Origin of the sequence: Synechococcus sp. PROS-9-1 (assembly GCF_014279775.1) — a bacterium.
In the GTDB taxonomy this organism is placed as follows: Bacteria; Cyanobacteriota; Cyanobacteriia; order PCC-6307; family Cyanobiaceae; genus Synechococcus_C.
This window is the reverse complement of sequence record NZ_CP047961.1, coordinates 2,087,786-2,110,222: the sequence shown is the minus strand read 5'-3', so window position 1 is coordinate 2,110,222 and position 22,437 is coordinate 2,087,786. Positions and strand designations below refer to the sequence as shown.

20 protein-coding genes are annotated in these 22,437 nt (G+C 58.9%); 13 read left to right on the top strand and 7 right to left on the bottom strand.

The window, feature by feature from the left end:
• Window positions 1-11: 11 nt before the first annotated feature.
• Window positions 12-818, bottom strand: coding sequence for a pentapeptide repeat-containing protein (locus SynPROS91_RS11240; protein ID WP_255439781.1), 807 nt, complete (start codon window positions 816-818; stop codon window positions 12-14).
• 122 nt (window positions 819-940) lie between these two features.
• Here SynPROS91_RS11240 and SynPROS91_RS11235 point away from each other — a divergent pair, with 122 nt between their 5' ends.
• The gene (locus tag SynPROS91_RS11235; protein ID WP_186519761.1) at window positions 941-2,062 is read left to right on the top strand and encodes a histidinol-phosphate transaminase; all 1,122 of its coding nucleotides are present in this window, start codon (window positions 941-943) and stop codon (window positions 2,060-2,062) included.
• On the opposite strand, the gene SynPROS91_RS11230 is transcribed toward SynPROS91_RS11235, so the two are convergent.
• A complete protein-coding gene (locus tag SynPROS91_RS11230) occupies window positions 2,023-3,099 on the bottom strand; it encodes a glycosyltransferase (RefSeq protein ID WP_186516927.1) in 1,077 nt (358 codons plus the stop codon). The two genes, SynPROS91_RS11235 and SynPROS91_RS11230, sit on opposite strands and share 40 nt — an antisense overlap.
• Window positions 3,100-3,157: 58 nt before the next feature.
• Between SynPROS91_RS11230 and SynPROS91_RS11225 the strand changes: the two genes are divergently transcribed.
• Window positions 3,158-3,910 (top strand): hypothetical protein, encoded by a 753-nt coding sequence (locus SynPROS91_RS11225; protein ID WP_186516925.1) that lies wholly within the window; start codon window positions 3,158-3,160, stop codon window positions 3,908-3,910.
• On the opposite strand, the gene SynPROS91_RS11220 is transcribed toward SynPROS91_RS11225, so the two are convergent.
• Complete coding sequence (locus SynPROS91_RS11220) at window positions 3,907-4,785, bottom strand: NAD(P)-dependent oxidoreductase (protein ID WP_186516923.1); 879 nt, start codon at window positions 4,783-4,785, stop codon at window positions 3,907-3,909. The two genes, SynPROS91_RS11225 and SynPROS91_RS11220, sit on opposite strands and share 4 nt — an antisense overlap.
• A gap of 215 nt (window positions 4,786-5,000) precedes the next feature.
• Between SynPROS91_RS11220 and SynPROS91_RS11215 the strand changes: the two genes are divergently transcribed.
• On the top strand, window positions 5,001-5,423 hold the full coding sequence (locus SynPROS91_RS11215; RefSeq protein WP_186516921.1) for a hypothetical protein: 423 nt from the start codon (window positions 5,001-5,003) through the stop codon (window positions 5,421-5,423).
• A 30-nt stretch (window positions 5,424-5,453) separates the two neighbouring features.
• Here SynPROS91_RS11215 and pgk read toward each other — a convergent pair whose 3' ends face one another.
• Window positions 5,454-6,662 carry a phosphoglycerate kinase gene (gene pgk, locus SynPROS91_RS11210; RefSeq protein WP_186516919.1) on the bottom strand — a complete coding sequence of 403 codons (1,209 nt, stop codon included), beginning with the start codon at window positions 6,660-6,662 and terminating at the stop codon, window positions 5,454-5,456.
• A gap of 90 nt (window positions 6,663-6,752) precedes the next feature.
• Here pgk and SynPROS91_RS11205 point away from each other — a divergent pair, with 90 nt between their 5' ends.
• Genes SynPROS91_RS11205 through SynPROS91_RS11195 form a run of 3 tightly spaced genes read left to right on the top strand, consistent with a single transcriptional unit; the run spans window position 6,753 to window position 9,012 of the window.
• A complete protein-coding gene (locus tag SynPROS91_RS11205) occupies window positions 6,753-7,136 on the top strand; it encodes a universal stress protein (RefSeq protein WP_186516917.1) in 384 nt (127 codons plus the stop codon).
• Complete coding sequence (gene ylqF / locus SynPROS91_RS11200) at window positions 7,133-8,011, top strand: ribosome biogenesis GTPase YlqF (protein WP_186516915.1); 879 nt, start codon at window positions 7,133-7,135, stop codon at window positions 8,009-8,011. The genes SynPROS91_RS11205 and ylqF overlap by 4 nt, the downstream gene beginning before the upstream one ends.
• Window positions 8,008-9,012 (top strand): RluA family pseudouridine synthase, encoded by a 1,005-nt coding sequence (locus SynPROS91_RS11195; protein ID WP_186516913.1) that lies wholly within the window; start codon window positions 8,008-8,010, stop codon window positions 9,010-9,012. The genes ylqF and SynPROS91_RS11195 overlap by 4 nt, the downstream gene beginning before the upstream one ends.
• Before the next feature lie 283 nt (window positions 9,013-9,295).
• Here the strand turns inward: SynPROS91_RS11195 and SynPROS91_RS11185 are convergent, their stop codons facing one another.
• On the bottom strand, window positions 9,296-10,909 hold the full coding sequence (locus SynPROS91_RS11185) for an ABC transporter ATP-binding protein (RefSeq protein ID WP_186516911.1): 1,614 nt from the start codon (window positions 10,907-10,909) through the stop codon (window positions 9,296-9,298).
• A 55-nt stretch (window positions 10,910-10,964) separates the two neighbouring features.
• Here SynPROS91_RS11185 and SynPROS91_RS11180 point away from each other — a divergent pair, with 55 nt between their 5' ends.
• Complete coding sequence (locus SynPROS91_RS11180) at window positions 10,965-13,301, top strand: bifunctional (p)ppGpp synthetase/guanosine-3',5'-bis(diphosphate) 3'-pyrophosphohydrolase (protein ID WP_186519759.1); 2,337 nt, start codon at window positions 10,965-10,967, stop codon at window positions 13,299-13,301.
• An 11-nt stretch (window positions 13,302-13,312) separates the two neighbouring features.
• Window positions 13,313-14,764 (top strand): YdiU family protein, encoded by a 1,452-nt coding sequence (locus SynPROS91_RS11175; RefSeq protein WP_255439778.1) that lies wholly within the window; start codon window positions 13,313-13,315, stop codon window positions 14,762-14,764.
• A gap of 17 nt (window positions 14,765-14,781) precedes the next feature.
• Here SynPROS91_RS11175 and SynPROS91_RS11170 read toward each other — a convergent pair whose 3' ends face one another.
• Window positions 14,782-15,270 carry a DUF2062 domain-containing protein gene (locus SynPROS91_RS11170; protein ID WP_186516907.1) on the bottom strand — a complete coding sequence of 163 codons (489 nt, stop codon included), beginning with the start codon at window positions 15,268-15,270 and terminating at the stop codon, window positions 14,782-14,784.
• A gap of 80 nt (window positions 15,271-15,350) precedes the next feature.
• Between SynPROS91_RS11170 and mnmE the strand changes: the two genes are divergently transcribed.
• The 5 genes from mnmE to SynPROS91_RS11145 all read left to right on the top strand — a co-directional run bounded on the left by mnmE (window position 15,351) and on the right by SynPROS91_RS11145 (window position 21,702).
• Window positions 15,351-16,730, top strand: a complete 1,380-nt coding sequence (gene mnmE / locus SynPROS91_RS11165) for a tRNA uridine-5-carboxymethylaminomethyl(34) synthesis GTPase MnmE (protein WP_186519757.1) — start codon at window positions 15,351-15,353, stop codon at window positions 16,728-16,730.
• A 70-nt stretch (window positions 16,731-16,800) separates the two neighbouring features.
• Window positions 16,801-17,691: a carboxylating nicotinate-nucleotide diphosphorylase gene (gene nadC / locus SynPROS91_RS11160; RefSeq protein ID WP_186516905.1), complete on the top strand. Its 891-nt coding sequence runs from the start codon at window positions 16,801-16,803 to the stop codon at window positions 17,689-17,691.
• 28 nt (window positions 17,692-17,719) lie between these two features.
• Window positions 17,720-19,492, top strand: a complete 1,773-nt coding sequence (gene argS / locus SynPROS91_RS11155; protein ID WP_186519755.1) for an arginine--tRNA ligase — start codon at window positions 17,720-17,722, stop codon at window positions 19,490-19,492.
• Between the two features lie 81 nt (window positions 19,493-19,573).
• Window positions 19,574-20,689, top strand: a complete 1,116-nt coding sequence (locus tag SynPROS91_RS11150; RefSeq protein ID WP_255439777.1) for a histidinol-phosphate transaminase — start codon at window positions 19,574-19,576, stop codon at window positions 20,687-20,689.
• A complete protein-coding gene (locus SynPROS91_RS11145) occupies window positions 20,689-21,702 on the top strand; it encodes an asparaginase (RefSeq protein WP_186516901.1) in 1,014 nt (337 codons plus the stop codon). The genes SynPROS91_RS11150 and SynPROS91_RS11145 overlap by 1 nt, the downstream gene beginning before the upstream one ends.
• Here SynPROS91_RS11145 and SynPROS91_RS11140 read toward each other — a convergent pair.
• Window positions 21,692-22,429, bottom strand: coding sequence for an MBL fold metallo-hydrolase (locus tag SynPROS91_RS11140; protein WP_186516899.1), 738 nt, complete (start codon window positions 22,427-22,429; stop codon window positions 21,692-21,694). The two genes, SynPROS91_RS11145 and SynPROS91_RS11140, sit on opposite strands and share 11 nt — an antisense overlap.
• Between the last annotated feature and the right edge of the window lie 8 nt (window positions 22,430-22,437).

The following is a 22,437-nucleotide window of genomic DNA, read 5'->3' as shown; positions in this document are numbered from 1 at the left end:
TGTCCTGCAAATCAGAGTCCTAACCCCATTGGGATTAAGGCCTTCATGGCGAGGGGGGCAAGAGTTTGAGCTAAGGAGGTCATTCCATTGAGAATTTGCCCTCCCCATCCTTTCCCTGAGACTGTTTGGGAAGCTTTCTTGCGCCGTTTCTGAACTGCTTCGGCTGCTGTTTGGAGTTGTTCAACCACCTCCGTTTGGCCGCTCTTTAGGTAAAGAGAGGCTGCATATCGGAAATCAGCTGCTGCAATATCGTCTTTGGCTTGTTCGCTGCGACTGATCCCTCGAGCAATCCAGCTCAAAGGCTCTTCCGGCGAACGAAGGATTGCGGCGCTAAATAGTTGTTCGGCTTGAGACCAACGAGCAGTTTGAGCAGCTTCTACCCCTGCATTGTGTATTGCGGCATGGCTTTGAATGCCACTTCTGATGCCCTTGGCGCCTTGCCAATGCGCCTCTTCCAGGGCGTTTGGGCTCAGACGAGCGCCACTGAGATCGGCATCGCGCAGGTCGGTGCCATGCAAGACGCTGCCTTCGAGATTGGCGCCACGGAGTGAAGCCCCGTGCAAGCTTGTGAAACTGAGATTGGCCCCTCGCAAGTCAGCCCCATCCAATTGCGCTTCGCCGAGATTGGCTCGCTGCAAGCGCGCATCGCGTAGATCGGCATCGCGTAGATCGGCATGCACAAGGTCGGCATCGGCCAGCCGGCAGTTGCGGCAATCACCCTCCTGGAGCACCTTGATGAGGTCATCCATGCTCTCGGCTTGCGCCGGGCTGGCGATCAGCAATAAACCGAGCAAGGGCAACCAACGGGAAGGATTCAAAACGTGGGCTTGCTTGGTTGTAAGGGCGTTTTATCGGCCTTCTCTGTCTGCGTCGACCATGGAGAAGAAGGTTGGCCGTGACCGATGCCTGGGCAGGATGGGTGAATCCAGCACCAGTAGGCGTGAGCAACGGCCTTCCTCCCCATGGAGGCAATCTCAGCCAGGAAGCCCGGCGGCTGGGGATGAAGCCTTCCCAGGTGCTCGATGCCAGCGCCTCGTTGGTGCCGTTTCGTCCGCCTCGTGCTCTGCGCAGGGCTCTCGCCGTTGCCATTCAGGGCCAGGCGCTGCGTGATTATCCCGACCGCGCTCAGGCTGATTTTCGCTCTGCGATCGCGTCATGGCATGGGCTGGATCCTGATCAGGTGCTGGGAGGGAATGGGGCCGCGGAGTTGTTCACATGGGCGGCTCGCGATGCGACCGCCGCTGGTCTCAATGCTCTCCCTCAGCCTGGATTTGCCGACTATTCCCGAGCTTTGGCTTGTTGGGGTGGCGCGATTGAGGAGCTGACTTTGCCCTTGGAGTGGGGCGATGGCTGGCCGCAACCTTTTCCGTTGGGCGCGTTGAAGGCGACGACCGATGTGGTGTGGATCACCAATCCCCACAACCCCACCGGTCAGCTTTGGAGCCGTTGTTCTTTGGAACCCTTGCTGGCTCGATTCGCGCTGGTGATCTGTGATGAGGCTTTCCTGCCTCTGGTTCCAGGCGGCGAAGATCAGTCGTTACTGCCCTTGGTGGCAGACCATCCCAATCTTGTGGTGATCCGCAGTCTCACGAAATTGTTTGCGATTGCGGGGTTGCGTCTTGGCTATGCCGTTGCGGCACCCGATCGTCTGCAGCGATGGCATGGATGGAGAGATCCTTGGCCTGTGAATGGTTTGGCGATTGCTGCTGGAGTGGCTGTGATGAACGACGCGGTTGGCTTGCAGCGTTGGCAATGGCGCGTTCAGCAGTGGGTGCAACAGGAAGGCTCGTGGTTTCGGGCACAACTTGATGCCATTCCTGGATTCAAGGCCTACCCCTCGGCTGCTAATTATCTGCTGATCCAAGGCGAGCAGTCCTTACTCGAGCTGCGCGAGCAGCTTGCACACCAGGGAGTTTTACTCAGGGATTGCCGTTCTTTCGCAGGGTTGGGTGAGCGTTGGTTGCGCATTGGTCTGCAAGATCGGCGGGGGAATCAACGCATCCTTAGCGCGCTTCAGCGTGCTCAAGCCAACAGTCCTTGGAGCAGGGCCACGAGCTTCTGATCCGCATCATCCACGCCCAGCTCCCGCATGGCCTGCCCCATCTCGGGCAGTGGGTCGGCGCCTGGATCGCCTCCTTGAAGCCTTGATCCAAGCAGGCGCCAGACCGTGTCACGAAGGGTCGTCTCGCTGGGGTCGTGTTGATGCACGATCACGGCAGCGGCCACTGCTGCAGCACACACGGCATTGGCATCTTGATGTTGATCGGCGGCTTGGGGGAAGGGCACCAGCACGGTGGGTGTTCCGCTCACGGCCAGTTCACTCAAGCTGCCGGCACCGGCTCTGCTGATCGCGAGGTCGGCGTGTTGGAGCAAGGCCGGAATCTCATCGCTGAACGGTTGCTCCACCAGCAAAGGGTGTTCGATGCAACCCACATCGGGGTCATTGCTGCCGGTGAGATGAACCACGCGGCAGCCGCTGCTGAGCAGGGAAGGAAAGATCACTCGTGTCATACGATTCAGCCCCAGAGCGCCTTGGCTTCCACCGATCACCACCAGCAGGGGGCCATTGCCCTGAGGGACCCACATCGGTAGGGAGTGTTGCTGGAGAAAAGCAGCCCGCACCGGGGTGCCGGTCACCACCGCTCGGCAGCCCGGGATGCGTGGTGCGGCAGCCCCAAGCCCCACGGCAACGCGGGTGCAGAAGCGTCCAAACAAGCGGGTGACCCGGCCGGGAATGGCATTGGATTCATGGAGCACCACGGGGAGGCCGCACCACCGTGCCGCCAGGATTGCTGGTGCAGCGATGTATCCGCCTGTGGTGAAGACAGCATCGATGCGTTCCCGTTGGATCAGGCGGCGGATGCTTCCGCTGGCCGCCAGCAATTGGATCAGTTGGATGAGTTTGCGCAGTCCTCGACCTTGCAATCCACCGGCCTTGACTGTGGTGAGGGGATAACGGCCAGGAACCAGGCTTGTTTCCAGGCGGTCGGGAACGCCCACCCAGCGCACACTCCAGGGCTCCGGCAGGGCATCAGCAACGGAGAGGGCTGGAAACAAGTGCCCTCCGGTGCCGCTGGCAGCAACAAGAAGCCGAGGCATGAGCTCGAGCGGGATGAGAAAGAGCGCCCTAACTTAGATGGACTCAGGGGATGTCTTTATGTCTCGAGCTCTCCGCGCCTCGTTGGTGTCATTGCTGCTTGGCTCCGCCCTGGCACTCCCCTTGTCCAGTCGGGCTGTAACCAAGTCTCAGTTTGATCTCAGTGAGCGCTTGGAAGCCGCCCTCAATCAGCCTGAGGGCAATGTTGCAGCGTTGAAGTCACTATTTACGCCTGAGCAATTTGGTGGTCTTGAGGAGAGATACCGCCTGTTCAGCAGCCGGTTCCCTCAGCTGAACTGGTCTGTGAGGCCAGGCTCTCCTACATCAGATGGTCGCTCGACCATGCAGATCGCCGTCAAAGGCACACTCCAGCAGGAAGCATTGAGTTTTTTCTTTTATGCGAATCAACGTCTAGCGGTGACCACTGAGAGCGGCTTGATTGCTAATCAGGAAATTCTTAGCGATCAAGCGGTGATGACCAGTGCCAAGCAGTCACTGCCGATCAGTTTGCTCATCCCCGACAGTGTGCTCACCGGAAGTCGGTACGACGTGGATGTAGTGGTGGAAAAGCCCTTGGGAAATGCTCTGTTGGCGGGTGGTTTGATCGCGCTGACCCCTCAGCAGGTGTTGGGGCAAGAGAGTCCAGATATCCAGCTCCAGCCCCTTGGTGGTGGCGGCCTGTTTAAGTCTGTGCAAGCTCCGTTTAAGTCGGGCATTCAAACCTGGGCTGCCTTGTTGGTGCATCCCGAGGGTGTGGTGAGTGTGAGCAAGCAGGTGCGAGTGGTGGATCACAAAGGTCAGCTCCAGCCCTAATTGGAATGAGCTGGATAGCAGCGCCTTAGGGCCGACACATCGGCGTTCCCGAGCCCCTGTTGCATCAGCTCCGACTCTTGTTCGAGCACGCGTTGGGTGATCGGGAGTTCCAACTGCTGCTCCTTGGCGGCATCCAGAGCGATCTTCAGGTCTTTGTGATGGAGTGCGAGCTTGAACCCGAGCGGGTATTGATCGGCAAGCATGGCGGCAGAACGATGTTGCAGGGCCCACGATCCGGCAGCGCCTCCCACGAGTGCCGCCACAACCTGCTGCATGGGGAGCTGGAGATGTTGCCCCAGAGCGATCGCTTCGGCGACGGCGGCATAGCTTCCTGCCACTAGGACCTGGTTCACCGCTTTCACCTGTTGGCCGCTGCCAACGGACCCGAAGTGATGGATCGAGCCACCGATCACCTCCAATAGCGGACGGGCCCGCTCCAGCGCCGTGCTTTCGCCACCACAGAGCACGGTGAGGGTGCCGGCCTTGGCGCCCTCCGTGCCGCCTGTCACAGGAGTATCGATGTAGTGCACGTTGCGTTCCGCCAGTCGCGTGGCCATCGCTGCCGCTGTGGCTGGCGCGATCGTGGAGCAATCGATCACCAAGCTTCCTGGTGCGAGGGCAAAGCCTGCTCCATTATCTCCCCAGAGAACGTCTTGCACTGCGGCGTCATCGCTCACGCAAATCAGTAGGACCCCACAGCCCTCTGTGGCCTTGCCCGGCGAGCTGCTGTAGGTCACCGTGGGACCTTGATCATCCAAGAGTTCTGCTGCCGATTCCGCTGAGCGGCTGCGGGTATGCACGTTGAGCCGGTAGCCGGCTCGTCGCAGGTTGACGGCGATGGGTAGTCCCAGTGCGCCAAGCCCCACGATCGCCACCGCAGCGGGCGGAGTCAGGGGAGGACGGTGATCATTGGCGAGTTTCAGAGTTGGCGTGCCCCAGCTTGGTCAACAGCTGTTTCATTTTCTCAGGCATCGCAGTGGAGCGGAACGCTCAATCGTCTTGGTTAGATCCGGTCATGCTTGCAGCCCATTTGGGTCAGATTTCAACGGAACCTTGCTTTCAGCATGAGAACGTTCTGTGAATGATTCGCATGGTCACTCTTAAGCATTGGCAGCGTTATCTGCTGATCCCTTGTGCCGCGTTTGCCGCTGCCGCTCTTCATCCCGCTACGGGATGGGCTGAGTCTCCAATGAAGTCGCCGGCCTCTCGATCAACGCTCACAAATGCGCAAAAGCAGCAGTTGTTTGAGGCACGTCGCCGTTGGGAGTTGAGCAGCGTTGACCAGCAAAAAGCGTTGTTGGCAGCCAAGCAACGTTGTCTCCAATCAGCCAACACCATCGATGCCTTTCGTGTGTGTAAGCAGGAACAACGCCAAGGCAGACGCGAACTGTTTCGGGAGGCACGCGCTGCCATGACGGCTGAGCGGCAGCGACTGGGACTTCCTCTTAGGCCAGAGCGTCGAAGAGTGCAAAAAAAAGGCCGCTCCAATTGGAACGGCCCTGAGTTCAGCTGATCAATCAGCTGTTTGCTGTTGCGGCTTGATTCAAGCGGCGTCGTCAAGGGCGGCGACGCCGGGAAGCACCTTGCCTTCCAGCAGCTCAAGGCTGGCGCCACCACCGGTGGAGATGTGAGACATCTTCTCGGCCAGGCCTGCTTTCTCAACAGCCGCAACGGAATCGCCACCGCCAATGATTGTGCAGCAGCCTTTCCCACCGATTTCAGCCAGGGTTGTTGCAATGGCGTTGGTTCCGGCCGCGAACTTGTCGAACTCGAACACGCCCATGGGGCCATTCCAGATCACGGTCTTGCAATCAGCCAGAGCGGCTTGGAACACCTTGATGGCATCAGGACCGATGTCAAGTCCCATCCAGCCGTCGGGAATCGCTGTGACGTCTGCCACTTGGCTGTTGGCATCAGGAGCGAAGTTGTCGGCGAGCAACACATCGGTGGGGAGCAGCAGCTCAACGCCTTTGGCCTTTGCTTTGGCTTCCAATTCCTTGGCCAGTTCCAGCTTGTCTTCTTCCACGAGGCTCTTGCCGACAGCCAGGCCGCGGGCTTTGTAGAAGGTGAAAATCATGCCGCCACCGATCAGCACCTTGTCGCACTTGTCGATCAAGGCTTCGAGAACGCCGATCTTGCTGCTCACCTTGGAGCCACCAACGATCGCAGCCAAAGGACGCTTGGGCTCATCCACGGCGCCTTGTAGGTACTGAAGTTCCTTCTCCATCAAGAAGCCAGCCACGGAAGGCTTGAGGAACTTGGTCACGCCTTGTGTGGAGGCATGGGCACGGTGAGCGGCACCAAAGGCGTCGTTCACATAAACGTCGGCGAGGCCGGCGAGCTTCTCAGCGAAGGCGGGATCATTCTTTTCTTCTTCCGCGAAGAAGCGCACGTTCTCGAGCAGAACCACATCGCCGTTGGCCATGGCGTTCACCTTGGCTTCGGCATCAGGTCCGATGCAGCTGTCGGTTTTGGTCACAGGCTTGCTGAGCAGCTCGCTTAACCGTGCGGCCACTGGGGTGAGGCGCATCGCGTCGTTCACCTGACCCTTGGGACGGCCGAAGTGAGCCGCCAGGATCACCTTGGCGCCTTTGCCGACCAGATCATTGATCGTTGGCAGTGCGGCACGAATGCGCGTGTCGTCTGTGATCGCACCGGCGTCGTTCAGAGGCACGTTGAAATCGACCCGGACAAGAACGCGTTTTCCGCTCAAGTCGCCGGTATTCAGTTTTGCCAGAGAACGCTTCGCCATGTGGTTATGTCGTGAGGTGTGAAATCGGGGCGAGATTAACCCGATTACGCGCTAGCACTGCAAAAGAGGGGTACTACCGGAGGTGGCCCAATGTTTGAAACCGTGTTGTTTCCGCTTGATTACAGCCGAGAAGCAGTGGAAGCGGCGACCAAAGCCTTGGACTTGGCACGCAGTCACAACAGCAGGCTGATCCTGTTGTCCGTGGTTCAGTCCGAGCGACCTGAGATGCATGACCATGCAGTGGTAGCAACGTTATTGGCCGAAACTCAAGCCCGTTTTGAGCAGGTTGGGGTGTCTTGTGATGTGGTGGAGCGTGAGGGGATGCCAGCGTTTGTGATTTGCGACGTGGCAGACGAGTTGAATGTGGATGTGATTGTGATGAGCACCCGCGGCGTGAATCTCGAAGCCGAAAGTGGCAGCACGGCAGCGCGGGTGATTCAGCTCTCGCCTTGTCCAGTTTTGGTGGTTCCGTGAAAACACCTCCGATTCAGTGGTATCCGGGGCACATTGCTAAGGCGGAACAGCAGCTCAAGCGCAACCTCGACAAGGTTGATTTGGTGATTGAGGTACGTGATGCCCGAATCCCTCTTGCCACCGGACACCCCCATCTGAATCGCTGGTTGAAAGGGAAGCAGCATTTGCTGGTGATCAATCGACGCGACATGGTCACGACTGCGGCATGGGAGGCCTGGGATCAGTGGTTTAAGGCGCAGGGGCAGCGCACGGTTTGGTGTGATGCCAAGGCCGGTACCGGGGTGAAGCTGGTGCAGCAGGCGGCGATTCGGGCTGGAAATCAGCTCAATGAGAGGCGGAAGACTCGGGGGATGCGCCCGCGGGCGGTGCGTGCCCTCACCCTCGGCTTTCCCAATGTGGGCAAGTCGGCCTTGATCAATCGGCTGGTCAAGAAAAAGGTGGTGGCGAGTGCTCGTCGGGCTGGTGTGACCCGCACCTTGCGTTGGGTGCGGCTTGGTCAAGACTTGGATCTGCTCGATGCTCCTGGCGTTTTGCCACCTCGTTTGGATGATCAACGGGCGGCGCTGCATCTCGCCCTCTGTGATGACATCGGCCAAGCGGCCTATGACGGCGAGTTGGTGGCCCAGGCGTTCTTGAGAATCTTGATTGATGCGCAGGGACGGGCGGCTTCCGGGGTTGTGCTGTCGGTTTTGGAGCAGCGTTATGGAACCCCAGTGGCTGGGCATACGGCTGATCCAGCGTTTTGGCTGGAGGCCACGGCCGAACGCCATACCTCTGGGGATACGGCACGGATGGCACAGCGTTTGCTGGATGATTTCCGACGTTCGCTGTTGGGTTCGATCGCTTTGGAATTACCGGAACAGGGGGAGTCTTGAGCGTTCAAGGCCAAGGGTTTGTGCGCCCCCCCTTGCCTGAGGAAGTGTTTACGGATGGGTTTGGAGAAGGGGAAGGAGAACTCGTCACCCTCACCTATGCCAAGCCCCTTCCGATGCGTTTGGATCGCTGGTTGGTGAGCCAACGGTCTGAGCAAAGCCGGTCTCGGATCCAAAAGTTCATTGATGCCGGATACGTGCGCGTGAATGGCAAGACGGGGAAGGCCAAAACTCCCTTGCGAGAGGGAGATCAGGTGCAGCTCTGGATGCCACCGCCAGAACCGCTGCCTTACCTCAAGCCCGAGCCGATGGATCTCGATGTGCTGTTTGAAGACGAGCACTTGATTGTGATCAACAAACCAGCCGGCTTGACCGTGCACCCAGCTCCTGGAAATAAAGATGGAACCCTGGTGAATGGTCTCTTGCATCACTGCCAGGACTTACCCGGCATTAGCGGCAAATTGAGGCCTGGAGTGGTCCATCGCCTCGATAAAGACACGACGGGTTGCATCGTGGTCGCGAAATCCCAGGTGGCGTTGGTTCGTCTGCAGGCTCAGATCCAACAAAGGATTGCCTCACGCGAGTATCTGGCTGTGGTCCATGGGGTGCCGCAAGGAGAGTCGGGAACGATCCTTGGAGCGATCGGCCGTCATCCTGTGGATCGCAAAAAATATGCAGTGGTGAGTGATGAAAGTGGTCGCTACGCGCGCACGCACTGGACCCTCCAAGAGCGACTCGGTGATTACTCCTTGTTGCGCTTCAAGCTCGATACGGGTCGCACGCACCAGATCCGCGTGCATTGCGCGCACATCAATCACCCCGTGGTGGGAGATATCACCTACAGCCGCTGCCGGAAACTTCCTGTGGAGCTTCCTGGGCAAGCCCTGCATGCCTTTCAGTTGGGCCTCGATCATCCGATGACGAAAGAGCGGATGTTGTTTGAGGCCCCAGTCCCATTGGCGATGGAGAAACTGTTGATCGTGCTGCGAAAACGAAGTGCTTAGAGGAGCGTGAGCTCCGTTCCTGGGGCCATCAGTAGTTCGGAGGTGAGAGACGCATACCCGCTGAGGTCCTCTCCACTCAAAGCATTGAAACCCACCGTCATGGCTCGACCAGCCTCGAGGGATTCCGCCCAATCAGCACCGATGAGCTCGTAGCGGTAGAGCGAGGCCAGATCTATTTTTGTTGCTCAGAAATCAACGCCAGATCCTCAGCCAGAGCTTGCTTTAGAACGCTCAGGCTCTCGTGTCTTGCGGGAAAAAATGTTTGCTTTTGGGACTGTGATGCTCATGGGTTGCTGGTTGGCAGCACCGGACAGGCTTCCACCAATGTGCGGGTAATGGCCGCTTCTGGGTGGCGTAGCAACTGATCTCCAGGGCCTTCTTCCACAACCTGACCTCGATCCAGCACGATCACGCGATGGCAGAAGCCACTCGCCACTGAAAGGTCATGGGTCACGAAAATCATCGCCAGGCCTAGGTCTTGCTGCAGACGTCTCAGCAATGCGAGGACTTCGGCTTGGATCTCCGCATCGAGCATGCTCACGCTTTCATCGCAGATCAGCACCCGCGGGCCTAACGCCAAAGCGCGAGCAATGGCGACACGTTGCTGCTGGCCACCAGACAGTTGCTTGGGCAGTCGATTTTGAAAATGATCCGCTGGTGACAATCCCACAAGCTCCAGAAGCTCCCGAGCCCGTTCTCGAGCGGCTGCCCGTGAGGCGAGACCATGAATCAGTAGGGGGTCTGCGATGGCGTCGGCGACGGTGAGGGCTGGATTCAGGCAGGCCAATGGGTCTTGAAACACCATCTGAATGGTGCGTCTTGCTTGTCGTTCAGCGCTGCCGCGCAGTTGGAGCAGGTTTTGTGTTTGGAGCCAAACGTCGCCTCCCCGAATCGGGGTGAGTCCCATCAAAGCCCGGCACAGGGTGCTTTTCCCGCAGCCAGAGCCACCCACCACCCCCAGCGATTCACCGGATTGCAAGCTGAAGCTCACGCCATCCACCGCTTTCAGCCAGTTGGGAGACCAGGGTGGTCCTCCGAGGTTGTGCCAACAGCGCAGTCCTTCCACCTGCAGCACGGCTGTGCCGTCAGGTGTTTCTGGCGTGTCGCCTCCTTCTCTGGCCCTGGCGGCTGTGACGAGCCGCTTGCCGATCTCGGATTGGGGATGGGTCAGCACTTGATTGCTGCTGTTTTGTTCCACCAGACGGCCCCCATCCAGCACCGCCATGTCTTCACACCAACGGTTGGCCATCGCCAAGTCATGGGTGATGAGCAGGAGGGCGCTTCCGAGCTCTTCGCAAAGAGTGCGCAGCACCGCCATCACCTGCCCCGCAACTGCAACATCCAGGCTGGTGGTTGGTTCGTCAGCGATCACAAGCGGTGGTGCGAGCGCAATGGCCAGCGCGATGGCTAAGCGCTGGCGCATGCCACCACTGAATTCGTGGGGATAGGCCCGAAAGCGCTCGGCCCCGATACCCACCTGTTCCAGCAGGCTTTCAGCGCGGTCTTTCCGCTCTTGATGTCCCATGGCTGGGCGGTGAGCGGCGAAAGTGTCGAGGAGGTGGCCACCCACGGTCATCAGTGGATTGAGCCGAGTCATCGGGTCTTGAAACACCAGTCCCACCGTCGCCCCGCGCAGGGCGCGTAGAGCCGGCCGCCTCAGTTGGCGTGGATCTTGACCGTTAAGACGTAGATCTCCTTCGCAGCAGCTCCCCGGAGGTAAGAGTTGCAAGGCGGCTCGCGCCACGGTGCTCTTCCCGCATCCAGACGGTCCAACAAGTGCCAAGCGATCTCCCGATTTCAGGCTGAGATCCAATCCATCCAACGTCCAGGATTCACTTCCTGGATAGCGCAGGCGCAATTGATTCAGCGTCAGAACCGTTCCTGGCGCGTTGGGCATGAAAGAAAGCACGGTGCCTCATGCCTACATACCATGGAAGCACCTGCCGGGTCGGATGCTCAACGCAACCTCTGCACCCGAACCTTCTCAGACTCAGTCTGGATCCATTCAGGTGGCTAGCCGCCTAACGGCCTTGCGCGAGCGTGTTGTGCGCTCGCCAGAGGATTACGGCATCGAGCTCCCAGAGTGGTTGGAGCAATGTTTGATTCACGTTCCTCCGGGTGTTGGACATAGTTGTCCGACCGATCCAGAGGCCCTGTTAGCGGCTGCTTTTGATTTCGCGTTTCAATTGCATGAGGGGCAGTTCCGCGCCAGCGGCGACCCTTACATCGTGCATCCTGTGGCCGTTGCAGATCTGCTCCGGGACATCGGGGCGAGCGCCAGCGTGATTGCTGCTGGTTTTCTGCACGATGTGGTGGAAGACACCGATGTCACGCCAGATCAAGTGGAAAGCCATTTCGGATCTGAGGTCCGTGAGTTGGTGGAGGGCGTCACCAAGCTGGGAGGCCTTCATTTCACCAATCGCACGGAGGCCCAAGCAGAGAATCTGCGCAAGATGTTTCTGGCCATGGCGAGTGATATTCGTGTGGTGTTGGTGAAGCTGGCGGACCGTCTGCACAACATGCGCACGATTGGCGCGCTTAAGGAGGAGAAACGGCAGCGCATCGCCAGGGAAACGCGTGAGATCTACGCCCCGCTGGCCAATCGCTTAGGGATTGGTCGCTTCAAATGGGAACTCGAAGATCTCTCGTTCAAGTTGCTGGAGCCCGAGGCCTTCCGCGAAATGCAGCAGGAGGTTTCAACCAAGCGCAGCGAACGCGAGGAGCGCCTCTCCGTCACGGTTCAGTTGCTCTGTGATCGTTTGGCTGCTGTTGGCCTCGACAGCTGTGAGGTGAGTGGTCGCCCGAAACATCTCTATGGCATCTGGACCAAGATGCAGCGCCAGCAGAAAGAGTTTCACGAGATCTACGACGTGGCTGCGTTGCGGATCCTCACGCCGAATGTCGAGAGTTGTTATCGCGCTTTGGCCGTCGTCCATGACACCTTTAGGCCCATTCCAGGACGGTTTAAGGACTACATCGGGCTCCCGAAGCCGAATGGATATCAATCACTTCACACCGCTGTGATTGGTCGCCATCGTCCGATCGAGGTGCAGATTCGTACCTGGGAAATGCATCAGGTGTCGGAGTTCGGCATTGCTGCTCACTGGAAATACAAGGAGGGTGGCTCCCCTGCTACGGGTGGAGATACGGAGCGCTTTAACTGGCTGCGTCAGCTCGTGGATTGGCAGCAGGAGGGGGGCGCGGATGATCACAATGACTACCTGGCTTCGATCAAGGAAGATCTATTCGACGAGGAGGTGTTTGTGTTTACGCCTAAGGGCGATGTAGTGGGGCTTCGTAAGGGGTCAACCGCGGTTGATTTCGCATTTCGCATTCACTCTGAGGTGGGCAATCATTGTCATGGTGTGAGGATTAATGATCGGCTTTCGCCTTTATCAACCCCGCTTCAAAATGGTGACTTCATTGATATTCTCACCGCAAAAAATTCCCATCCAAGTTTGGATTGGCTCAATTTTGTAGCCACTCCAACGGCACGAAATCGCATTCGTCAGTGGTACAAGCGCAGCCATCGTGACGAGACGATTGATCGCGGTAAAGAGTTGCTTGAACGCGAGTTGGGACGCAGTGGCTTTGATGCTCTGCTCGGCAGTGAAGCGATGCGCAGGGTGGCTGAGCGCTGCAATCTGCAAACCACGGAAGATCTCCTTGCTGGCCTTGGGTTTGGGGCTTTAACGCTGCATCAGGTGCTCAATCGCCTGCGCGAAGAAATTCGTCTGCAAACGGCTGAGGCGGAGGCACCTCTGAGCAATGAGGATGTCGCCAAGCAACTGGTCAAGCAGTCCGAGCACCCATCCCATCGCGATGTTCCGTCCGCAGGAGCGGCGCCCATCCTTGGTGTTGAAGGCTTAGATCATCGTCTTGGTGGATGTTGCAGTCCGCTGCCAGGAGAGCCGATCTTGGGTGCTGTGGCCCTTGGTAATCACGGCATCACCATCCACCGTCAAGACTGCGCCAACCTGGAAGCGATCCCGACGGAACGTCGTTTGCCTGTGCGTTGGAATCCATCGCTGCAAGAAGCAGGTTCTCGATTCCCTGCTCACTTGCGCATTGAGGTGATTGATCGCGTTGGGATTTTGAAGGACATCCTGATGCGTTTGTCCGATGGTTCGATCAACGTCAGTGATGCGCAGGTGAGAACGGCCTATGGCAAGCCGGCCCGGATCGATTTGATGGTGGAACTGGGGAGTGCAGCGCAGTTGCAGCGCACCCTGGACCAGATCCGCTCGATGGCAGATGTGATCGACATCGCGCGTACTGGCCAGAGTTGAGCAATCCGCTGTTGGCCTTGCCATTCGAACCTTCAATCGAGGGTTTGGGTGGGTCGTATTGGGATGTGGTGGAGGCGGCGGTGTTTCCACGAACGCAGCTGCGCTTTCGCAACGACGCACTGTTGCGTCAGCTGGGGGTGGAGCCAGATGGTGTATCAGATCAAGACGTCGAGATGGCCTATGGCCGTTTTGAAGAGCGCGTTCCCTTGCTTGCTCTCCGGTATCACGGCTACCAGTTCGGAACCTACAACCCCCAGCTTGGCGATGGCCGCGGCTTCCTTTATGGCCAACTGCGCGATCGAACCGGCCGGCTTCAAGACCTTGGCAGCAAGGGGAGTGGCACCACTCCTTGGAGTCGTGGTGGGGATGGACGCCTCACCTTGAAAGGAGGGGTTCGCGAAGTGATCGCCTCCGAGGCGTTGCATCGTCTAGGTGTGACGACGAGCCGAACGTTGTCGTTGATCGAAACGGGTGATGAGCTTTGGCGTGGGGATGAGCCATCGCCGACGCGGAGTGCCGTGATGGTTCGGATGGCGCGGACCCATCTGCGCTTTGGAACCTGTGAACGGCTGCTGTATTTGCGCGACCCCGAAGGGTTGGAGCGCTTACTGCGCCATGTGGTGGCTGTGTATTACCCCGATATTGCGGCAGCCCATCCTGCTCCTGACGGTGATCGACTGGCCTTGGAGCATCAGCTCCTCGCGTTCTATGGCGAGCTGGTGGAGCGGGTGGCTCGCTTGGCAGCTGAGTGGATGTCAGCAGGTTTTGTTCATGGCGTGCTCAACACCGACAACATGTCGCTCGCGGGTGAAAGCTTTGACTACGGCCCGTTTGCCTTTTTAGACCGCTGGGATCCAAGTTTTACGGCAGCTTATTTCGATCAGACCGGGCTGTATTCCTATGGGCGACAGCCAGCAATCTGTCGAAAAAATTTGCAGCTTCTTCAAAACCCTTTGGCGATGTTGCTGCCTCGGCCGCGGATGGAAGAATCGCTTGAGCGGTATGCAAGCACATATCAAAATCACTATCGCTTCTGCTTGGTGAGGAGATTGGGACTGACGACCAATCCTGATCTGGAAAGTGATGAACGCTTGGTGAGCGCAACGCTGGAGTTAATCGCGAGCTGGCCCGTTGGTTATGGAGACTTTTTTGCTGGGCTCGCTTCGGCGATTCAATCCGCTGGTTTACCCCAGGAGCCAGAGGGCTTGCCTGTCTTTTTGAATGATGGACCAGCTCCTGCCAGGGAGATGTGGCAAAACTGGCGCAATGCCTGGTGGTGGCAGACCCAGGCCAGAGAGGTGCCTGGGACTGAGCCAGACGCCTCAGTTCCTGAGGTGTTGAGGCGTTGGAACTTGAGCCAGACTCCAACGCGTTCTTTGATTGAATCGCTTTGGGAGCCCATCGATCAAGGAGACGATTGGCTCCCTGTTGGGAGCTGGCTTGCATCTGTCATGAAGGCTTGAGAACGCACTGAAGGGATTTACCTTCTCCCACGCTCTCGATGGCGAGGGTTCGTGGCCCGGTTTCTTTGGGGTTGCAAGCAGTAAAGGGTGAGCCACCAGCCAAGCCCACCAAACACTGTTCCTGTCAGGCTGGAACCCAGCAAGAGACGGCTCATCACATCCCACCCCGCCGTGGCGAGCAGTTCTTGATTGAGAGTGTTGAGCCCTGGCCAGCCAGCTCCTTCACCGAGGATCAGTGCCCCTAAGCGGTAGTTGAACCAAAACAGCGGCACGTAGGTGAATGGGTTGCTGATCCAGGTGCCAGCGGCGGCAAGCAAATGGTTGCCGCGCACAACGCTGGCCAAGCCAATTCCCAGCAGGGTCTGAAATCCAAAAAAGGGAAAGCAACCGCAAAACACTCCTGCGGCCAGTCCGCGGGCGCGTTGGCCAGGGGTTCCCTCCTGCTGCCAGACCCACTGCAGCCATCGGTTCAAGCGTCGCTGCAATTTGTTCCGCAACCGCTTCATCGAAACTGCTGGCCGCTAGTGCGGCTGAGGAAGCATCGGGATCGTAGGAAGGAGTGCGTGATGGCGGCAGGGATCGGGGTATGTCTGGGATTGGGCCAGATCAGGAGCTTTCGATCGCTGCGATCGCTACCGCTGTGGCACCGGGACAGGGTGGCATTGCCGTGATTCGGTTGTCGGGTCCCCGTGCTGTGCGCGCTGTTGCCGCGATCACGGTGATTCCTGGTCAACAGCTATGGGAGAGCCACCGGGTTCTGTATGGACATGTTGTGGCTGCCGGTGGTGTGGAACGGCTCGATGAGGTGCTGGTGCTGGTGATGTTGGCGCCGCGCAGTTTCACCGGAGAAGACGTGGTCGAGATTCATTGTCATGGCGGGGTGATCGCGGTACAGCAGGTCTTGGCACGTGTCTTGGAGCAACCAGGCGTGCGACGGGCCCTGCCCGGTGAATTCAGCCAACGCGCGGTGCTGAATGGCCGTCTTGATCTCAGCCGGGCGGAAGCGATGAGTGATCTGGTGGGAGCGCGCAGCAAGCGGGCAGCGCAGCTGGCGATGGCCGGTCTCGATGGTGGGATCCAAAAAAAAATGGTGGTCTTGCGCGAGCGCTTGCTTGATCAGCTCAGTGAGTTGGAAGCCCGCGTGGACTTTGAAGAGGATCTTCCTCCCTTGAACGCTGAGGCGCTCTTGCAGGAGCTGCAAGCTGTTCGCCAAGAGTTGCTCACGCTCGTTGCCGATGGCGAGCGGGGATCGGTTGTGCGCCATGGATTGAGGGTGGCGCTTGTGGGCCGGCCCAACGTGGGGAAAAGCTCCTTGCTCAATCTGTTGAGTCGCCGGGAGCGGGCGATTGTGACCGACTTGCCAGGCACCACGCGCGATTTGCTGGAAAGTGAGATCGTGCTTGATGGCGTACCGATCACCCTGCTGGACACTGCAGGGATCAGGGCCACCAGTGATGCCGTGGAGCAGTTGGGGATTGCTCGCAGCCGCGACGCCCTTGCGAGTGCTGATCTGGTGCTGCTGTTGTTTGATCTCGCCCAGGGTTGGTCTGATGACGACCAGGCCTTGTTTGCCCTGATCCCTGAGGGGGTTTCCTGCCTCCGGGTCGGCAACAAAGCAGACCTTCGCCTTGAAGCTGATGGGGACGCGGCTTCGGTTGCCGATGTGCGCCTCAGCGCGGTCACTGGAGACGGGGAACCGACTCTCGTGCGTGCAGTCCTGGAGCGTTGTGGCGCCTTGATCGAACAGCCCCTGCTCCTGGCCTTGAATCAGCGACAGTCTGATTTGGCTGCCACTGCGGCTGAGGCCCTGGCCCGGAGTGAGCAGGTGGCGGCTGATGGTCTCCCTTGGGATTTTTGGACGATCGATTTGCGTCAGGCGATTCGCAGCCTGGGGGAGATCACCGGGGAGCAGCTCACGGAGTCGGTGTTGGATCGGATCTTTTCTCGCTTCTGTATCGGCAAGTGATTCCGGTGCCCTCTGGTATCGATCGAAGGATTCCGGATCATCATGAAGAGACTTCTGTGTACCTTCTCTGATGGCGCCCAGCACGCTGGCAATAACCCCGGGGCTTCGTCGCAAGCTAGGGGAATGGTTGCAGGAGGATCTGGGCCGCGGAGATCTTTCTGCCCCTGCGCTGCGAGGACAAGCTGGCGTGGCGCATTGGCTCGCTAAAGCCAATGGTGTGTTCTGTGGAGGTGTCCTTTTAAAGCCGCTACTTTCTGAGCTGGTTGGACCTGCTGGCCATCAGGTTGAGCTTCAACTGCTGGTTTGTGATGGCGCACCCATTGCAGCTGGGGATCGGCTCTTGGAACTATCTGGACCGGCGGAGATGTTGGTGGCGATGGAACGCACGGCACTCAATTTGGCGATGCGGCTGTCGGGCATCGCAACAGAAACAGCAGCTTTGGTGATGGAGCTCGAGGGCAGTGGTGTTTTGTTGGCTGATACCCGTAAAACCACGCCTGGGCTGCGGGAACTGGAGAAATACGCCGTGCGCTGCGGTGGAGGTGTGAATCACCGGATGGGCTTGGATGATGCGGCCATGCTCAAGGAAAATCACCTGGCTTGGGCTGGTGGCGTCTCGGCTGCCATCAAGGCCGTGAGGGCCGAGGCCCCTTGGCCATCACGGGTGATTGTTGAGGCGGAAACCGCTGAGGAGGCCCGTGCAGCGGTGGCTTCAGGCGCTGATGGTGTGTTGCTGGATGAGTTCACTCCAGCGGAGTTGATCGGGTTGGTGCCCCAGTTGCGATCTGAGGCAAAGGCTCGGCTTAGTGGTTCCCCGGTCGTTCTTGAGGCCTCTGGTATCCAGCCCGCAGATTTGAGGGCCTATGCCGCCACGGGAATCGATTTGATCTCTACCAGTGCGCCAATGACACGCAGCTCCTGGCTGGATCTGAGCATGCGCTTCACCCCCGTCGGGAGATGATTAAGGGCTTGCGCCTTTGCTGCCGTTCATGCTTTGCATCGCCAACGCCCTTGAAGCCCAGTTGCGTGAGGCGATGCAGCGGGCCTTCCCGGAGGTGGATGCTCTGCTCGATCCCCAGCTGGCACCTGCAAGCAAGCCGGAATTTGGTGATTTCCAGGCCAATGGAGCCCTGCCCTTGGCCAAACCTCTCAAGCAGGCTCCTCGCCAAATTGCCGGGGCGATTGTGGAGGCGCTTCAGGCAGACCCAGCATTCACAGCCCTGTGTTTAGAGCCCCAGATCGCTGGTCCTGGCTTCATCAATCTCACCATTCGGCCTGAGTGCTTAGCGGCTGAGGTGTCGGCACGGCTTGGTGATCCGCGACTGGGGGTCCCGGCGGTGCAAAACGATGCAGCGGTGGTGGTGGATTTTTCCAGCCCCAACATCGCCAAGGAGATGCACGTTGGCCATCTGCGCTCAACGATCATTGGCGATTCTCTGGCTCGGGTGCTCGAGTTCCGCGGCCATCGGGTGCTGCGCTTAAACCATGTGGGTGATTGGGGAACGCAGTTCGGGATGCTGATCACCCATCTCAAACAGGTGGCCCCCGAGACCCTCAACACTGCCGATGCGGTTGACCTTGGTGACTTGGTGGCCTTCTATCGCGAAGCTAAAAAGCGTTTCGACGACGACGACGCCTTTCAGACCACGTCTCGCGAAGAGGTGGTGAAGTTGCAGGGTGGTGATCCGGTGTCACTCAAGGCGTGGGGATTGCTCTGCGATCAGTCGCGGCGAGAGTTCCAGAAGATTTACGACCGGCTTGATATTCGTCTGAGCGAACGGGGCGAATCGTTCTACAACCCGTATTTGGCGCCAGTCCTCAGTGGCTTGAAGGAGGCTGGTTTGCTCGTCACCGACGACGGTGCCGAGTGTGTCTTCCTTGAGGGCGTGAATGGGAAGGATGGCAAGCCCTTGCCCGTGATTGTTCGCAAGAGTGATGGTGGGTTCAATTACGCCACCACCGACCTAGCAGCGATCCGGTATCGCTTTGCGCCTGCCTCGGATGGAGATGGTGCGCGCCGGATCATTTATGTGACCGATGCGGGCCAGGCGAATCATTTCGCTGGTGTGTTTCAAGTGGCGAAACGGGCGAATTGGATTCCAGAGGACGGCCGACTGGAGCATGTGCCTTTTGGGTTGGTCCAGGGCGAGGACGGCAAGAAACTCAAGACCCGTTCTGGTGACACGGTTCGGCTGCGCGATCTGCTCGATGAAGCGGTGGAACGGGCAGAAGCCGACTTGCGCCGGCGCTTGGAGGAGGAGGGGCGGGAGGAGGATGAGAGCTTTGTCGAGCATGTGGCTGGCACGGTGGGGCTCGCGGCGGTTAAGTACGCCGACCTCAGCCAAAACCGGATCACCAATTACCAGTTCAGTTTTGATCGCATGCTGGCCTTGCAAGGCAACACAGCTCCCTATCTGCTCTATGCGGTGGTGCGGATTGCGGGCATTGCGCGCAAGGGTGGAGACCTTGAGGCCGAGGCAGGCATGCTGCAGTTCAGTGAGCCCCAGGAGTGGGCCCTGGTGCGGGAACTGCTCAAATTTGATGCGGTGATCTCCGAGGTGGAGGAGGAGTTGCTGCCCAATCGTCTCTGCAGCTATTTGTTCGAGTTATCGCAAGTGTTCAATCGCTTCTATGACCAGGTTCCAGTGCTCAAGGCTGAGGGCAAGTCCCTGGCATCCCGTTTGGCGTTGTGCCGTCTCACCGCCGATACCCTGAAATCAGGGTTGGGATTATTGGGTATTGCCACGTTGGAGCGGATGTAGTGACACCATGACGGGCAAGTGCAGCTGCTGTGGTTCGAATTCGCCTTCAGGTTTTGATCGTTTGGTGACTGGGGATTGGCTGTGAACGGACACTCTCAACGCAAGCCACTTCGCGCCCGGCCGGAGGTTGAGCAGCTCAAGGGATATAGCGCTCCTCTGGAGGGGAGGCGAGGTTTGTTGCGGCTTGATTTCAACGAAAACACGCTTGGACCCAGCCCAAAGGTCGCGGAGGCGATCCGAGCTTTTCCGGCCGAACAGATCGCGATTTATCCCGAGTACGACGGGCTTCGGGAAGCCCTGATTGCCAATCTTGAGTCGTCGCCAGCGGGCCTGGCCTGTGCGCTGACGACTGCGCATGTTGGCGTGTTCAACGGGGTTGATGCTGCGATTCATGCCGTGATTCATGCCTATGGCTCGGCCGGTGACACGCTGCTGACCACCAGTCCCACCTTTGGGTATTACGGCCCCTGCGCGGGCATGCAGGGGATGGCGATTGAGGCCGTGCCCCATGAGCTGCCAGGGTTTGTGTTTCCGATGGAGGCGATTGGCGCGGCCTTGTTGCGTACGCCGCGCATCTTGATGCTGTGCAATCCCAACAACCCCACGGGAACGCGTTTGCCGGCGGCTCAAGTGTTGGCACTAGCGGCTGCCGCGCCTCAAACGCTTGTGGTGGTGGATGAGTTGTATGAGGCGTTCACGGGAGACAGCGTCTTGCCGTCGATTGATTTTCGCGCAGTCCCCAATCTGCTCGTGCTGCGATCGTTGGCTAAAACGGCTGGCCTTGCTGGTTTGCGGATCGGGTTTGCCCTTGGCCATCCCGAGGTCGTGGACCGGGTGGGCAGGGTCACTGGCCCCTATGACGTCAATAGCTTGGCCGTGACGGCGGCGATGGCGGCCCTAGGCGATCAGCCCTATACCGACGCTTATGTCGCTGAAGTGTTACGTGCGCGTCACTGGCTCGTTACTGAAATGAGGCGTGAACGTGCCTCTTGTCATGTGGCCGGTGGCAATTACCTGTTGCTATGGCCTCGTCGCTCGTCTGCAACCGTTGAAGCCGAGCTGAGGGCGGCAGGGATTTTGGTGAGATCGATGGCGGGGAAGCCTCAGATTGATGGTTCGCTGCGCATCAGCATTGGCACCACTGAGCAGATGCAGCTTTTTTGGCAGGCTTATCAAGCGATCGATTCAGAGCCTTGATGGTTGATCAGCCTGCATCACCCCCGCAGTTGCTCCTGCTTGCCACGGGCGGCACGATCGCTGGCCGCAGTGCAAATAGCACCTCCCTCAACGCCTACACCGCGGGAGCGATGACGGGATCGGAACTGCTCCAGGAGCTGCCGCAGCTGCAGGAGGTGGCTCAGATTCAGCTGGCACAACTCACCAACCTGGATAGTGCTGATCTGCAGTTTCAGCATTGGATCCAGCTGGTGAAGCGAATCCGTGAGTGTTTTGCTGTGTCCCCTGAGCTGGCGGGAGTGGTGATCACCCATGGCACCAACACCATGGAAGAAACCGCCTGGTTGTTGGAGCTCCTCATTGATGATCCGCGGCCGGTGGTGTTGGTGGGAGCGATGCGTCCGGCCACAGCCCTCAGTGCCGATGGTCCGCTGAATCTTTTTCAAGCGGTGCAGGTGGCAGGTAGTTCTCAGGCCCGTGGGCATGGGGTGCTTGTGGTGATGGATGGTCAGATCCATGGAGCCAGGGCTGTTACCAAGGTGGCCACCCAGGGTGTGGGTGCGTTTCAAAGTCCAGATTTCGGCCCCCTGGGCTGGGTGGATGACAGCGGGGTGCATTTGCCGGTGGCAACGGGGTCCCGCTCCGTTCCGTTCGCCACGCTTGCTTTGCCGCTTCAGTGGCCCGAGGTGGCCATCCTTTACGGCTGCGTGGATCCTTCGTTGGCCATGGTTTCGGCCCTCTTCAATGCAGGGGTGAAGGGGCTGGTTTGGACCGGCACCGGGGCCGGACAGTTGTCTGCGGGTGAGCGTGATGCCATCAAAACCTGGCCTGGTGTGTTGCCTCTGATGTTGCGGTCGAGTCGGTGCGGTAGTGGCCCTGTCCATCCGTCTGAGCTTCAGGATGAGCTTGGTTTGTTGCCGGCAGGAACTCTCAACCCTCAGAAGGCAAGGATTCTGCTCCTTTTGGTCTTGATTGCTGGGATGGAACGAGACGAACTGTCAACGCTGTTGGCTTCGATCGCGATCAACGCATGACATCGATCACGGTGTTGTCCCCAAGGGTTCCCGGCAGGTTGAGGTTTGGCCCCACTTTGCGCACCTTTGTACCGGACATCGCATCCAAAAATGGCTGCACCCCGCCGAGGTCACAGCCGGTAGGAGCCTCCCCATTCACGTATTGAACGGGAATCACCCTGCGGGGATTGAGTTCACGCACCACCTTGGCCGCCTCCTCTCCGTTGTAGACCTTGCCGCCGCCGCCGACGCCGATGATTAAGACGTCGGGGCGACCGAGAAGCACTTTGTCTTCACCGCTGAGTGTGGCGGCGGTGCCTCCAAGATGGGCAAAGTTGAGACCTGCTTGTTGCCAGCGCCACAACGTGGCTTGGCCAAAACGACGGCCTCCAACGCGGTCATGGGGAGCGGCGAACCCTTCGATATTGAGTCCTCCGATGCGATAAGAGCCTGGTTGTGCCAAATAGGTCCCACCACCGATGCGAGCCCCTTCATCGGGTAATTCCGAACTGGCAAGGATCACCGTTGCGTTCACACGGGGCTCAGCGAGTCCTTTGGCGCAGCCCACGGCACGAAACGGATTGACCATCACGGATTGGCCACCTCCGCGGATGAGTAAGGCGCTATGGCCGTAATTGGTCACGGAGACGCCAGCGGCCCGAACTGGAGCAACCGTTCCAATCGCCAGGAGTGCCGAACCACTCACAACAATGCGGAAAAGACTCTGAACTCGTTCGTGGACCGACATTGTTGATC

Bases quoted from the DNA above. Each gene is read 5' to 3' on its own strand.
- SynPROS91_RS11230 (WP_186516927.1), bottom strand. From the start codon at position 3,099: ATGCCTCGGCTTCTTGTTGCTGCCAGCGGCACCGGAGGGCACTTGTTT.
- SynPROS91_RS11225 (WP_186516925.1), top strand. From the start codon at position 3,158: ATGTCTCGAGCTCTCCGCGCCTCGTTGGTGTCATTGCTGCTTGGCTCC.
- SynPROS91_RS11215 (WP_186516921.1), top strand. From the start codon at position 5,001: ATGGTCACTCTTAAGCATTGGCAGCGTTATCTGCTGATCCCTTGTGCC.
- pgk (WP_186516919.1), bottom strand. From the start codon at position 6,662: ATGGCGAAGCGTTCTCTGGCAAAACTGAATACCGGCGACTTGAGCGGA.
- SynPROS91_RS11205 (WP_186516917.1), top strand. From the start codon at position 6,753: ATGTTTGAAACCGTGTTGTTTCCGCTTGATTACAGCCGAGAAGCAGTG.
- SynPROS91_RS11185 (WP_186516911.1), bottom strand. From the start codon at position 10,909: ATGCCCAACGCGCCAGGAACGGTTCTGACGCTGAATCAATTGCGCCTG.
- SynPROS91_RS11180 (WP_186519759.1), top strand. From the start codon at position 10,965: ATGCTCAACGCAACCTCTGCACCCGAACCTTCTCAGACTCAGTCTGGA.
- SynPROS91_RS11170 (WP_186516907.1), bottom strand. From the start codon at position 15,270: ATGAAGCGGTTGCGGAACAAATTGCAGCGACGCTTGAACCGATGGCTG.
- mnmE (WP_186519757.1), top strand. From the start codon at position 15,351: ATGTCTGGGATTGGGCCAGATCAGGAGCTTTCGATCGCTGCGATCGCT.
- nadC (WP_186516905.1), top strand. From the start codon at position 16,801: ATGGCGCCCAGCACGCTGGCAATAACCCCGGGGCTTCGTCGCAAGCTA.
- argS (WP_186519755.1), top strand. From the start codon at position 17,720: ATGCTTTGCATCGCCAACGCCCTTGAAGCCCAGTTGCGTGAGGCGATG.
- SynPROS91_RS11145 (WP_186516901.1), top strand. From the start codon at position 20,689: ATGGTTGATCAGCCTGCATCACCCCCGCAGTTGCTCCTGCTTGCCACG.
- SynPROS91_RS11140 (WP_186516899.1), bottom strand. From the start codon at position 22,429: ATGTCGGTCCACGAACGAGTTCAGAGTCTTTTCCGCATTGTTGTGAGT.